Below are 13,542 nucleotides of genomic sequence, written 5' to 3'. Positions count from 1 at the left end.
GCCGACGGCCGTACTCTGCTGGTTAGTGGTGGTGACGACCGTGTGGTGCGGGTGTGGGATCCGTTGGCTGGTGTCGCGGTCGGCGAGCCCTTGATGGGCCACACCAACTGGGTGCGGGCGGTGGCGGCGTTCGCCGCGCCCGACGGCCGTACCCTGCTGGTTAGTGGTGGTGACGACCGTGTGGTGCGGGTGTGGGATCCGTTGGCTGGTGTCGCGGTCGGCGAGCCCTTGATGGGCCACGCCGGCGCGGTATGGGCGGTGGCAGCGTTCGCCGCGCCCGACGGACGTACCCTGCTCGCCACCACAGGCCAGGACGCCACGGTGCGGGTGTGGGATCCGTTGGCTGGTGTCGCGGTCGGCGAGCCCCTAAGGGGCCACGCCGGTTCGATCCGGGCGGTGGCAGCGTTCGCCGCGCCCGACGGACGTACCCTGCTCGCCACCACAGGCCACGACGCCACGGTGCGGGTGTGGGATCCGTTGGCTGGTGTCGCGGTCGGCGAGCCCCTGACCAGCGACAGTGAACTGATGAGAGTGATGGCAGCGTTCACCGCACCCGGCGGCCGCACCCTCCTGGCCACCGGTAGCAACGGCGGCACGGTGCGGGTGTGGGACCCGCAGGCCGCAACTGCGGTCCGCGAGCATCTGAACGCCCGCATCGACAATGTGGATGCCGCAGCGGCGTTCGCCGCATCCGACGGTCGCACCCTCCTCGTCACCGGTCACAACGACGGCACGGTGCAGGTGTGGGACATGCGGGCCGGCACCCCGGTCGGCGAGCCCCTGATCGCTCACACTGGCCCTGTGCAGGCGATGGTGGTGTTCGTCGCGTCCGACGGTCGCACCCTCCTCGCCACCACCGACCCCGACCACCTGGTGCGGGTGTGGGACATGCGGGCCGGTGCCGAGCTCCGCGAGCCCCTGATGAGCCACACCGACCTGACGGGGGCGGTGACGGCATTCGCTCCGCCCGACGGGAGCACCATCCTCGCTACCGGCGGCTATTTCGGGGGTGTGCAACTGGTGGGGACACATTTCACCGCGCGCAACGGCCGCGCCGTGTTCGCTGCGGCTGGATCTGGCGAAGTGCACATACATGAATCCGGATCTTTGGCGTCTAGTACCATCCCTTTGGACTTCACAGCACATGCCCTCGCTGGCGTCAACGGTGATCTCGCGATCGCCGGATCAGAAGGAATCCTGGTGATCAGGTTGCAAGGAAGTTACGCCTGATCAGCCCGCTCGGGTGAAGTTCAGCATCGACGACAACCTCCCGTGGGCGCACCGACACGACTCCACCGTGTGAGGCTCGTACCTGGTGAGGTGCTGCTGTACTGCTGGTAGCCATTGACACGCCACAGTGCCTGCGCCGAACCGACATACGACCGTGACGCTCATTTTGACGCGCCGGGCGCCTGCTGGCCCTCATTCGGGACCTGGAAGCGTACCTGAACTGCTGCTTTACCGCTTGGGTCCAGGGCAAGCTGTTTCCGCTGAGCCACCACGTCGGTGTGGCGCGATTGAACCGATCGCGAAGAGCTCCCGAACTGAGGTTTTCTGTGCACACTGTGCGGTGCGGGCGTTCAGTAGGTGGGGCCGTAGGGGCTCCAGTGCCCGAGGAAGGGTTTCAGGTCGTCGGCTCTTGGCTTGGGAATGTCGGGTAGCCGGGGCGGTGTGCTCAATGGGTCGAGGCGGTCCACGGTGGCTGCTGCCCAGCTGATCCAGGCTTCGGCTTCGGTTCTGGACTGACCGGGAGGCATGGCCTCAACGCGTGTGCGTACCGCGCTCACGTACTCGGTCAGTCGGGTGGCGTGACGCCATGCCGCTTCCTGGGTTTCAAGGTGCTTGACGCGGTACGCCTCGGCGTACCGGATGCGGGCTTGTTCCATGGCGGCTTCCCAGCGGATGCGCTTCTGGCGTGCCGCTTCGGCCTCGTCCTGGCGTCTGCGTTCGGCGGCTTCGCCGCGAAGCGTTACCTCCTGTGCGATCTCGGCGAGCTGCTCTTCGAGGGCGCGGCCGGGAACGTCGGCCCATTCGCTCGCCCGGTGTGGCTGGCCGCCGCTGAGGATGATGCGGAGGCGTTCGGATGGGGTGTAGTCGAAGCGGGGGATTCTGACCCAGGAGTGCTTCTTGGCCTCGGCGAGTTCCTTCTCGGTGGCGACGTGCTCGGCTCGGTCCTGTTCCTGGAGGACGAGAAACCCCACAGGCTGGCCCTGTGCGGTGATGGTGAAGTGGGGATTTGCCCTGCGGCGGCGATGAGACGGGGGTGCGAAGCCGGTGTGCCCGGCCGAGCAGGTGTGTCCTTCGGCCTCGGCGGCGGTGATCAGTGCCTGGATGAGCCGGAGAGCGCGTCCTTGGACGGGCTTGGTCAGGCCGAGCGGCTGGCGTTCGTTCTGCATGGCCCGGATAACGGTGTGCGGCCGAGTGAGCCGCGAAGGCACGGGGACGGGTTCGAGGACAGCAAGACGCCAGGCGGGGATGTCGACGAGCTTGATCTCGTACCCATCACGGCACCAGCTTCCGTACAGCTCCTTCGTCTCCGGAATCCTTCCGGATCTGCGTGCGGCGGCGACGCGGGACGGCCACTTCTCCACGTCGGGACCCCTGCCGCTCTTGACGATGCGGCCGCCAGCCTCCGCGAGCTCCTGTAACAGCTGCTCCGTGAGCGTCACACGAGGCTGTGAGGGAGGGCGTGGCTTCCGCAGGGCGGCCTGAGTTACCTGCGCTCGGGGGGACTGGGGACGTGGAGCGGCGGCCTGGGGCTTCTGCGGACGTGATCCGAGGGGAGGGTATGTGCCGTGTGCCAGGTAGTGCTGGCCGGCGCTCGTCAGGGCGACGCTCCACTGCCCGGCCTTCCGGGAGACCGTCACCAGGCCCCGGTTGTGCAGTGCCTGACAGGTGGTCTTGTGGGAGTTGGTCTCCCATACGCCGGCAGGGCACCCGGCTTCCACCCACTGCAACACCGAGAGCTGCCGCTCATTGACCCGCCGTTCCAATGGTCCGCCTTCGACTCGCAGTGACGTACGACGGCGGCATGGTGCCAGTTTCCGTTCGTCGGCGACGGGCGGTTCGAGTCAATTCGCTCGAACGATCGGGCTGATGTGGCTGGAAGCCGGTTAGACGGAGAACAGTAGGCTCCTGGCGGCGCGAGCCGGCCGTCCGCGAGTTCATCCACCGCACCCGCAAAGAGCTCGGCGTCGCCGCCTGAAGCACTATCACGGCCAGTCGCGTCTCGTGAAAGCAGCGTCGGTCGCCGCGGGTCGGCCGGAAGCAGAACCAGGCGGCCTGGGTGGACCGCGAGCCCGGCTCCGCGCACACCAGGCCGTCCCTGCCCTCCGCGCCCGCCGGTCCCTCCCGCCGAGATGGCCGCACCCCTCCTGAACGCGGGACCGGACGGGCGGGCACGGCCAGCCCACTGGCTGGTATGGAGGCTTCGGTGCACGCGCGGCTTCTCCGGGCGCATCGAGCGGGCTGATCCACCGAACCCGGTACGCAACCCGCCCAAATCTGGCAAAGCGTCAGTGTTGTGGGCAGGGGGTGGACGGTAGGGTGAGAGCCGTTCCGTAGCGGATTCCGCGGCGCCGCAGTGCACGTAGGGAGGGTCGGCGTGGCTCTGGAGCCGAGCGCGCTCGAAAGCCGGTTCACGGACCTGGCTCTCGCGTCAGCCAATTTCGGATTCCTGCTTCCCCACGAGCCCCTTCTCGTTCTTCACGGCGCATCGTGTGAGGCCCGCGCGGCTACTGCTCCCGCTGATGCGGTGGCGGCGGCACGCCAGTTCGGTGAGGTTCTCGCCGCTGAGCTCGGCCACCGGACCGGGGTGCGCCTGCCCGCGGGCGATCAGCCGGCCCGTCTGGACCTCCTGTCCCGCGCCGGGGTGCTCGCGCCGCGGGTCCTGGACGCGTTCAACGACCTTCACCGCTTCGACGGCGGTACACGCGAGGGACGGGAGGCGGCGGCGCATCTGGTCGAGCGCTGCTTCACGCTGGCCGCCTGGTTCTTCCGTGCCCTGACCGGCGACGCGGAGCCGATGAACTTCGTCCACGCCGCCGCGTCCGATCTCAGTGTTCTGGCGCAGCGGGTCGCTGCGCTGGAAGAGGACCTGCCCCGTCTGCGCCGCGAATTCGACCTGCGCGTCTCGCCGGTGACCCTGGCGGTCGCCGAACGTGAACAGCTGATCGTCAGCGCGCGCGATGCCGCTTATGAGCCGCTGCGCGAATCCGACATTGCCGCGGAAGTGCAGCGCAGGCTCGCCAAAGCGGGATGGGACGTCCTGGGCGCAGGTGAGGAAACTCAGCTCAACCGCTCCCTGGGCTGCGTCCTGGTGGAACCCCGCCTGGCCGGAGGACTCCGAGCCGACATGCTGCTGACGGTCGGCGGACAGGTCGTCGGGATCGTCGAGTGCAAGCGGGACGGTACTGATCTCACCGACGCCATGGAGCAGGCGGGCGCACTGGCCGAGGCCCCGGCGGGCTCCCTGCCGTGGCCCGTGTGGCGCTCGCCGCTGCCGTACCGGTATGTGAGCGATGGCCGGCGTCTGCTGTTCTGCGACGCCAATGACCCCGAACCCCACGCTCGCCTCGTCAGCGGCTTCCACCAGCCCCGCACGCTGGCCCGCTGGCAGCGCGAGGCGGAGGCGGACAGCGCGGTGCCGACCTACCGGGCCCGCCAAGCCGCCTACCTGCCCCGGCAGGACGAGGGATTCGACCAGCTCCGCAACGCCCAGCACGGGGCGCTGCGGGCCATCGAGCAGGCCCTTGCGGCCGGTCAGCGGCGCGCGCTGGTGCACATGGCCACCGGCTCCGGGCGGAGCTTCACCGGGGTGTTCACCGCCTACCGGCAGCTCCGCTACGCGCGCGCGGGCCGGGTCCTGTTCGTGGCCGACCGAAAGCTGGCCGTGCACCAACTGATTGCTCAGCTACGCCAGTTCAGCATGCCGGACGGAGGGCGCCGTCTCGATGACGTGTACCACGTCCAGGAGCTGACCGCGGACGGCCTGGACCCGTCGGCTTCCGTGGCCGTGGCCACGGTGCAGCGACTGTCGGCCATGCTCGCCGGCACGCCGGCACCTGAGGACGGATCCGACCGCGTCTCGGCGTACGAGACCGCCGAACGGCAAACGCATCCCGATGCCACACCCCTGGAAGTGACCTACTGCGAGGCGCTGCCGCCCGACGCGTTCGACCTCGTCATCGTCGACGACTGCCACCGCGCGCTCTACGGACAGCGTCGTGCCCTTCTTGAATACTTCGACGCTCCCATCGTCGGCTTCAGCGCGACGCCGACCGCTACCGCTCTGGGATTCTTCAAGGGCAACCTGGTTGACTCCTACACTTACGAACAGGCCGTCGCCGACGGCGTCGCCGTGGACTACTCCGTCTACGAGATCCGGGTCGCCGACGACCGGCTGTCGGCGTTCGCCACCCCCGTCGACGCTGTCGGTGTGAAAGCCCAGAGCTCGCGCCGCGCCCGCTACGAGGATCTGGACGAGGAGCTGGCCTCCACTGCGGGGCAGGGCCCGGCGCGAGCTGTCCCCTCCGAGCACCTGGCCGCGGTGGTGACGGCTTTCCGCGACGCGCTGCCGACCTTGTTCCCCGACCGGACGCAGCAGAGCGGCGCGCTCGGCGTGGTCCCCAAGGCCGTGGTGTTGGCGCAGGACGGACCGCATGCGGACGAGGTCGCGGAGCGCATCCGCGACGTGTTCGGCGCCGGGGAAGTCTTCTGCCGGCGGATCACGCACCGCGACGCTCATGCGGTGCACCTGCTGCGGGAGTTCCGCACGACACCGCAGTTCCGGATCGCGGTCGTGACGGATCTGATCTCCGGGTTCAGTGACATGCGGGCGATAGAGTGCCTGCTGATCCTGCGCGAGGTGCGCTCCGCCGCCTACTACGAGCAGCTGCTGGCCATGGGAACTCAGACCATCGCGTCCGCTGAGCTACGCGCCGTCACCCCGGGGGCGGTTGCCAAGACGCAGCTTGTGGTCGTCGACGCGGCGGGCGCTTCGCGTCACCTCCAGCCGCTGGTGAATGTGACTGATGCATCCGGGCAGGCGGGGCGGGCCGCCTTGGAGCGCCTGCTGAGCCGTGTTGCTAACGGGCTCGTGACGCCGCAGGAGGCGGCCGAACTCGCCATCAGGCTCGCCCGGCTCATCCCCGCGCTCAGTGACGCTGACGGCGCCGAGATCCGGAAGCTGGCGGGCCAGCCTCTGCAGGAGCTGGTGACCCGTCTCCTCGACTCCGTCGACTCGGATCATCTGGCACCACTGCGCCGGGCGGGAGGCAAGAGAGCCGTCGAGGACGAGCGGCGGGCGGCCCTCTTCCCGCTCGCCGAGAACCCCGAACTCCAAGAGGCGCTCCTTGGCCTGTACGACCGGCCGGCCCCTTTGCGGGTGACGGCATCGAGCCGGCGTCGCCGAGAAGCGGAGGCGGTGCGCGGGCGTCTGGCAGAGTTCATAGAGCGGGCCGGACCCTTTAGCTCCGCCCAGTTGTGGTGGATCGAGAAGATCGCGGACGTGGTGGCCGCCGAGACCCGCTTCGCCCCGGCGTATCTGGACGGCGTCCCCTTCTCGGCGCGCGGCGGCACGGACGGCTTCCTTGACGCCTTCGGGCCCGACGCCGCGATCGACCTTCTGGACGAACTGCGCAGGGCCCTGGCGTGATGAATGAGGTGCCTGCCGGCTGGAGGGTCGTCCCGCTGGCCGATGTGCTGAGCGAACCGCTGGTCAACGGCCGGTCCCCGCGCCCCGGCGAGGGCGGATTGCCCGTACTGCGCATGACGGCGCTTCGGGCAGCGACCGTGGACTTCACCCAGTCCAAGAGCAGCGACCGCAGTGACGACGGCCGCGCGATACTGCTGGCCGAACACGGGGATGTGCTGGTCGGCCGGGTCAACGGCTCACTCTCCCTGGTCGGCGAGGGCGCCCTGGTGGACGGCCCCCCGGCCCCGACGGCCATCCCCGACACCATGATCCGAGTCCGCGTACGCCCGAATGCCCTCGATCCGCGCTACCTCGCACACCTGTGGAAGTCGCCGGTCATGCGGCGCCAGATCGAGGCACGTGCCCGCCAGGGCAGCGCAGCGATCTGGCGGATCAACCAGCGTGATCTGGCCGACGTCCTGCTGCCGCTCCCCCCTGTGGTGGAACAGCGCCGGATCGTCGGCCTGTTGGAGGACCACCTCACCCGCATCGACGCCACCACGATCCGCACCGGCAACGCCCTCGACCAGGCCGACGTCCTGAGCCGCACCCTGACCGCGCGGGCAGGGCGCGGCGCTCTCGCCGAAACCGCTCGGGTTCCCGCGAGCCTGCCCCGGGTCGCGGGTGCCGGTGACGGGACACTGCCCCACCTGCCCGCGCATTGGCGATGGACCCGCCTGCACGACGTCGCCGAGGTCACCCGCGGCATCACCCCGCCCGGCAAGCAGGAGTGGAATCCCGCCGATGTGGACGTCTCCTGCCTGCGGGTCGCCAACGTGCAGCGCGCCCGCCTGGACCTGGACGACGTCCGCACGGTCCGGCTGCCCCCATCACGGGCCGAGGCAGTCCGGCTGCGGGCGGGCGATGTGCTGCTGACCGGCGGCGGGTCGATGGACAGCCTGGGCCGCGGCTGGATCTGGGAGGAGCAGCTGCCCCACTGCGTCCTCAACAGCCACCTCTTCCGTGTCCGGATCACCGCCCATCAGCTCCATCCCGTTCTGCTGGCCTGGCACGCCAACGGCTTCGGCCGCCAGTGGTGCCACCGCAACGCCACCCAGAGCGTGGGGCCGGCGTCCATCAGCCTGGCCAGGATCCGGCTCATGCCGGTGCCCGTCGCGCCCGTAGACGAGCAGCACCATCTGGTCGCGGCGGTCCAGGCGCACACCGCGGCCCTGAACGCGGCCTCCGCGGCCGCCGAACGTGCTCTCGTGGTGGCCGGACGGCTGCGGCGTAACTTCCTGGAACGCGCCTTCACCGGTCACCTGTCCCCTCCGCTTTCCCCGTCCGGGCAACAGGAGTTTGTGCTGTGAACCCCACTGTCTCCTCCCGCCCCGGATACGACCAGGCCCTGGTGGACCGGCTGTGGAACTTCGGCAACGTGCTGCGCGATAACGGCACCTCGGGCCTGGAGTACATCGAGCAGCTGGCCAGCCTGATCGTCCTCAAGCGCGCCCACGAACAACGCCAACGCCCCCTCAACCGGCAGGACATCCTCGGTTTCGACGCCTGGGCGCAGCTCACCTCGACCGAGCGCGACCACCTGATCCCGGTCTACGAGCAGATCCTGGACCTGCTCGCCTCCCGGCCCGGAACGCTCGGGCTGCTCTTCCGGCGGGCACAAAACCGCATCCCGGAGCCTGCCCTCCTGCATCGCTTGATCGTCGACGTGGTGGACCGCTACCAGTGGTCCGCAGGCGACATCGGTGCCGCCTTCGAGGCGCTGCTGGTCCGCATGAGCGCAGACACGAAGACTGGTGCCGGCCAGTACTTCACCCCCCGGCCGCTGATCGAGGCGATCGTGCAGTGCGTCCAGCCCAGCATCGACGACACCGTCGCCGACCCGGCCTGCGGCACCGGCGGTTTCCTGATCAAAGCCTTCGACTACCTGGTCGACCACTTTCCTTCAGGTGTCACCGCGGCCCAGCGCAAGCGGCTCGACCAGGGCGCCTTCTTCGGCACCGAACTCGTCGACGTCACCGCTAGGCTGGCCACGACGAACCTGGTCCTGCACGGCGTCACCCGGGCCGACGAGGCCCACCCGTGTATCACCGTTGGGGACGCGCTGGCCCGCCCGCCGGTCAAGCGGGCGACGCTGGTGCTCACCAACCCTCCGTTCGGCCGCCGCTCCACCAGCGAGGAGCCCTACCGGGAGGACTTCTGGACCCTCACCACCAATCGGCAGCTCAACTTCCTTCAGCACATACACAGCCTGCTGGAGACCGACGGTCGCGCGGCCGTCGTGGTACCCGACAGTGTGCTGTTCGAAGGCGGGCCCGGTGAGCTGATCCGACGGCGCCTGCTGTCCGCGTGTGACGTGCACACCCTGCTGCGGCTTCCCACGGGAATCTTCTACGCCGGCGGCCTCAAGGCCAGCGTCCTGTTCTTCGACAAGCCCGACCCGCAGCCGGACGGCAGCCCGTCCACGACACGGCTGTGGGTGTACGACCTGCGCTCACCGCACACGGCGACGGCCAAGCCCATGGCGCCGGCCGACCCCGACTACGGCGACTTTGTGTCCGCCTACCGGCCCGGACGGCCCCGCAGCGAACGAGTCGAGACACCCCGCTTCCGGTCCTTCGCGGTCCAGGAGCTGCTCGCCAGGAGCGGTGTCAACCTGGACCTTCAGGTCGCCGAACCCCCGCCCGGGCCCTTCGCGCTGGAAGAGCCCGAGGCCGACCTGCACCGCATGGCCCAGGAGATCACCGCTGAACTGGACGCCGCCCTGGCCGAGTTCGCCTCCCTGGCCGAAGCGCTGCGCCCCTACGGTGTGCACGCGGACAGCCCGGATCGAGAGGCAGAGCAGTGATGGCGACCAGGGGGGCCACGACCGGGGGGATGCCGTGCGGCTGCTGCGACTGAGCCTTCCCTCCTACCGGGGCCTGCGCCACTTCGAGCTGGACCTCGCGGGCGCCCTCGACGGCGGCCATGCCATTGCCACCTTGATCGGCCCCAATGGCGGCGGCAAGTCGCGGGCTCTGCACGCGCTGGCCGAGATCTTCGGTGCCCTGCACCGGCCGGGGCGCCGTGCGGGGTTCGCCTTCGAGCTCGACTACGAGGTCCAGGACAGGACGGTCCGGGTGGTTCAGACGTCCCCCGATAGCTCTCCCGAGCTGACCGTGAGTACCTCATTGGGCCGGCCGGTCCGTGTGGCCCGCGCGGTGTGGGCGCGGCATCTGCCCGATCACGTCTTCGGCTACCAGGCGCATGCCCAGGCTCCCTGGACCAGCGAGTTCGAGCAGCACCGCCGCTTCGCTGCCCGTCGCATCGGCCAATGGCGGCGGCAGTGGATGAAGGACTTCGACCAGTGGCGCGCACACCACACCCCGGGCGAGGGAGAGCTGTGGAGCGAGCAGCTCGCCCTGCCCATCAACTGCCCCCTGTACACGCCGGTGTTCCTGTGCACGCCCGCGCATCTGCCGCTCCTGCTCCTCGCACAGACCACCCATTGGTCCGACTCGTTCGGCACCTACCTGCGCCGCCACTCCTACCTGCAGCGGGTGGCCTCCGCGGTCCTGCGGATCCGCGCGCCACGCGCCGGACGCGCCCCGCACCTGGCCGCCCTCCCGTACTGGGGCCTGGGCGGGCCCGCCCGCACCCTGTTCGCGGCCGCCGCCGAATCGGGGCGGTTCGGTCTCATCCCCGACGCCGACCCGGTGGACGGAGCTGGCAGCCCCGCCGAAGGGTTCCAGATCGTCCTGGGCACGGCGGAGGACGTCCGAGCCTTCCGCAACCTCTTCGCCAGCGACCTGTCGATGTTCGGTCTGCTCGCCACCCTGCTGGATGCCGGCTACCTCACCGTCGACGTCCGCCTGGACAAACCCGGCGCGCTCACCTTCGGCCTGGACGACCTGAGCTCGGGGGAGCAGCAACTCCTGACCATTCTGGGCCTGCTGAGACTGCAGCGGGCGCATGAGTCGCTGTTCCTTCTGGACGAACCCGACTCCCACTTCCACCCCGAGTGGAGCCGGCGCTGGTACTCCTCCGTGCGCAGCGTGCTGGGACCGCATCAGCACTCGCAGTTCCTCACCGCCACCCACGAACCGCTCCTGGTGGCCAACATGACCCGTGAGCAGATCCGCGTCGTCACCACCGACGTGGAGGGCCAGGCCACCGCGGTGATACCCCGGGCCAACCCGCGCGGACAAGGCGCCGGCGGCCTGCTGACCACTGACCTGTTCGACCTGCCCACCCAACTCGACGAACACACTCAGGAACTGATCGACCGCCAGTACGCGCTGCTCCCCGAGGCGGACGGCGACCCGGTCAAACAGGCCGCACTGCGCGACGTCACCGCCCAGCTGGAGACCATGGACTTTCCCAACTCCGACCGTGATCCGCTCGTAGCGGCCTTCCTCGCCGAGCTCCACCGCAGACGCCTCGCGCTCCTCGAGGCCGCACAAGGCCCCAACCCGCCCTCGCCCGAACGACTGCAGGCCCTGGTCGCCGAGCTGTTCCACGAGCGCTTCTCGTCGGTGATCTGACGCCGATGAGACACGTGAACATGCAAGGGCTCACCGCCCCGCCGACCTGGGCAACCAAGGCCAAACGCACCCTCGACGCGGTCAGGGCCGCCGTCGCCGCCGGCACCAAGCGCAAATTCACCATGCACTGGACCGAGGACGCCGTACGCGACCTGCTCCTCGAACTCGTCGGCGACAAGTGCTGGTACTGCGAGACGCTCATCGTGCGCGCGGACATCACCGTCGACCACTACCGGCCGAAATCCGAAGTACTCGACGTGCCTGGCCACCCGGGTTACTGGTGGCTGGCCTACGACGTGTCGAACTACCGCATCGCCTGCAGACACTGCAACAGCGGCGGGGCCCGCTACAACGGTGTCCGGGAAGGCCGCGCCAAGGGCAGCCAGTTCCCGCTCATAGGCGGAACCCGTGCCCGCACGTCAGTCGACGACCTGGACCGCGAACAGCCGCTGCTCCTGGACCCAGCCCACCACAGCGACCCCGACCTGCTCGGCTTCGACAGCGCCGGCTACGCCCGGCGCAGCCACACCCCCTACTCGCAGGCCGAAGCGAAACGCGGCCTGTGCCGTGCCGACGAAACCATACGGATCCTCGCGCTCAACGACTCCCACCTCGTCCCGCTCCGTAGCCGCCTCATGCGGGAGGTCGGCGTGCTCGCCCGCTACGGGGACGATCCCGCCATCCAGCAGCTGATCGACGACAAGGTGGGGCCCAAGGCGCCATACAGCTCGGCAGCCGTCATGGCCCTGGCCCTGCAGCGCGCCTGCGCCCGGCCCGCCGCCGCGCCCACCCCGGCCGCAATGACGCCCGGCACCACACCCACCATCGACCCGACACGTTCCCGAGTCGACCTGCAAGACCTGCTGAAACATCTGGACCCGGACGACCTGAAGGTTGGCATCACCCTCACCGGCCGGCACGAGAAGAAGGCGCACCAGGCAGTCCTGAACCATGAGGGCCACATCAAAGTCCTAGGCCGCCCCTGGCGCACCCCGACCACCGCCGCCAGGGCCGCGACCGGCAGCAACAAGATCGACGGCTGGGATTTCTGGCGTCTGACCATCGCCGGTGTGGAGCAGACCCTCGCCGAGTTCCGCGCCACGCACTTCCCGCCACCCGCACCAGCGTGAGACATGGGTGCCGGCGGTGAGGACGATGACGCGGCCCATGTTCGCTGTGCGATCCTGAGCGGCAGCCCTATCCGGGTTGAGGTGTTGTTGCAGTGATCGGGTTCTTGGTGGGCTTTGCTCCGCTATTTGGACATCTGCGAACTATGCAACCAAGCTCAGGCTACCCGAGTTGCTCGAGCAGCCCGTGACTCCACCAGAGCGACCGCTTGAACTCCTCCGAAATACCGCTGTGCAGCCATGGCGACATCTCCATCTCGGACCCCACGATCCGATCCTCAAGAGACGTCCACTAACGAGGAAACCCCACCTGCAGACTCGACCTGCCGAATTCACTCGTGGAGTGAGTCTCAATGATGGTGTCAAGCCGATTGGGGGCTGGTGGGGCGGGGGTGAAGTGCCTCTTGTCGCGGAGCATGGCCCATAAGACGTCGACTCGGCGGCGTGCGAGGGCGAGCAGTGCCTGGACGTGGATCAGTCCTTCGGCGCGTTTCTTGAGGTAGTAATCGCGGGAGGGCCCGGGGCGCATCATGGCCGTTTGGGCGGCCATGTAGAAGACATGTCTTAGGCGGCGGTGGTAGCGCTTGGGCCGGTGGTGGTTACCGGTCCGGCGGCCGGAGTCGCGCGATACCGGGGCCAGTCCCGCGTGGGCGGCCAAGCGGCCGGCGTCTGCGTAGCTGGACAAGTCTCCGACGATGGCGAGGAACTCGGCCCCGAGGATGGGGCCCATGCCCGGCAGGGATTCGATGATTTCGGCGCGCTCGTCGAGGTGGAAGGACTCGCGGATCTCCCGGTCGGTGTCTTTGATCCACTCGTCGAGTGCGAGGAGCTGATGGGCGAGGTCGCACACGAGTTTGGCGGCTCGCTTTTCGCCCGGCAGAGCAGTCACCTGGGACTGGGCTGCCTCGACCGCGCGTGCGGCGACCTCGGCTGCACTGCGTGTCCAGGTACTCGTCTGAGTGCACCACCAAGTACGAAGTTATGTGCACCACTGCTCAGGCCACGTCGGTGTCCCGCTCGATGGCCTGGAGGCGGTTCTTGAGTCGGTAGCTGTTGCCATTGATCGAGACGACCTCGCAGTGGTGCAGGAGCCGATCGAGGATCGCGGTGGCCAAGACCTCGTCGCCGAAGACCTGTCCCCATTCATCTGGGGCTGGCACTTGTTCCTCATCGAGAGTTCCTGCTGTCACCTGGCCGTATCCCCTTTCTGGGGGCCTCGTTGAATCTCGTGGCGGCACCC

At 69.0% G+C, this 13,542-nt stretch carries 7 protein-coding genes and 2 pseudogenes; 6 read left to right on the top strand and 3 right to left on the bottom strand.

All coding sequences use genetic code 11. From position 1 onward, the window contains the following. Positions 1 to 1,230, top strand: a 1,230-nt coding sequence (locus AB0J12_RS36165; RefSeq protein WP_363268948.1) for a WD40 repeat domain-containing protein, incomplete at its 5' end; no start/stop codon positions are given. 350 nt (positions 1,231 to 1,580) lie between these two features. Here the strand turns inward: AB0J12_RS36165 and AB0J12_RS36160 are convergent. Next, positions 1,581 to 2,669, bottom strand: coding sequence for a hypothetical protein (locus tag AB0J12_RS36160; protein WP_363268947.1), 1,089 nt, complete (start codon positions 2,667 to 2,669; stop codon positions 1,581 to 1,583). 935 nt (positions 2,670 to 3,604) lie between these two features. On the opposite strand from AB0J12_RS36160, the gene AB0J12_RS36155 reads away from it, so the two are divergent. The 5 genes from AB0J12_RS36155 to AB0J12_RS36135 are packed head-to-tail and all read left to right on the top strand — an operon-like array spanning position 3,605 to position 12,305. Then, entirely contained in the window at positions 3,605 to 6,655 is a 3,051-nt protein-coding gene (locus AB0J12_RS36155; protein ID WP_363268946.1) for a DEAD/DEAH box helicase family protein, read from the top strand. Then, the gene (locus tag AB0J12_RS36150; RefSeq protein WP_363268945.1) at positions 6,655 to 8,004 is read left to right on the top strand and encodes a hypothetical protein; all 1,350 of its coding nucleotides are present in this window, start codon (positions 6,655 to 6,657) and stop codon (positions 8,002 to 8,004) included. The genes AB0J12_RS36155 and AB0J12_RS36150 overlap by 1 nt, the downstream gene beginning before the upstream one ends. Then, entirely contained in the window at positions 8,001 to 9,500 is a 1,500-nt protein-coding gene (locus tag AB0J12_RS36145) for a class I SAM-dependent DNA methyltransferase (RefSeq protein WP_363268943.1), read from the top strand. Before AB0J12_RS36150 ends, AB0J12_RS36145 begins: the two co-directional genes overlap by 4 nt. Before the next feature lie 34 nt (positions 9,501 to 9,534). Beyond that, positions 9,535 to 11,175 carry an AAA family ATPase gene (locus AB0J12_RS36140; protein WP_363268942.1) on the top strand — a complete coding sequence of 547 codons (1,641 nt, stop codon included), beginning with the start codon at positions 9,535 to 9,537 and terminating at the stop codon, positions 11,173 to 11,175. 5 nt (positions 11,176 to 11,180) lie between these two features. Further along, entirely contained in the window at positions 11,181 to 12,305 is a 1,125-nt protein-coding gene (locus AB0J12_RS36135) for an HNH endonuclease (RefSeq protein ID WP_363268941.1), read from the top strand. Between the two features lie 376 nt (positions 12,306 to 12,681). On the opposite strand, the pseudogene AB0J12_RS36130 reads toward AB0J12_RS36135, so the two are convergent. Next, positions 12,682 to 13,227, bottom strand: a pseudogene (locus AB0J12_RS36130) (transposase); the annotation flags it as partial. A gap of 70 nt (positions 13,228 to 13,297) precedes the next feature. Next, a pseudogene (locus AB0J12_RS36125) lies at positions 13,298 to 13,447 on the bottom strand (ATP-binding protein); the annotation flags it as partial. Positions 13,448 to 13,542: the final 95 nt, after the last annotated feature.

The sequence above is a fragment of the Streptomyces sp. NPDC049915 genome, assembly GCF_040656475.1.
In the GTDB taxonomy this organism is placed as follows: domain Bacteria; phylum Actinomycetota; class Actinomycetes; order Streptomycetales; family Streptomycetaceae; genus Streptomyces.
The sequence above is the reverse complement of the archived record's forward strand: the minus strand, read 5'-3'. Positions and strand labels throughout refer to the sequence as shown.

Bases quoted from the DNA above. Each gene is read 5' to 3' on its own strand.
- AB0J12_RS36150 (WP_363268945.1), top strand. From the start codon at position 6,655: ATGAATGAGGTGCCTGCCGGCTGGAGGGTCGTCCCGCTGGCCGATGTG.
- AB0J12_RS36135 (WP_363268941.1), top strand. From the start codon at position 11,181: ATGAGACACGTGAACATGCAAGGGCTCACCGCCCCGCCGACCTGGGCA.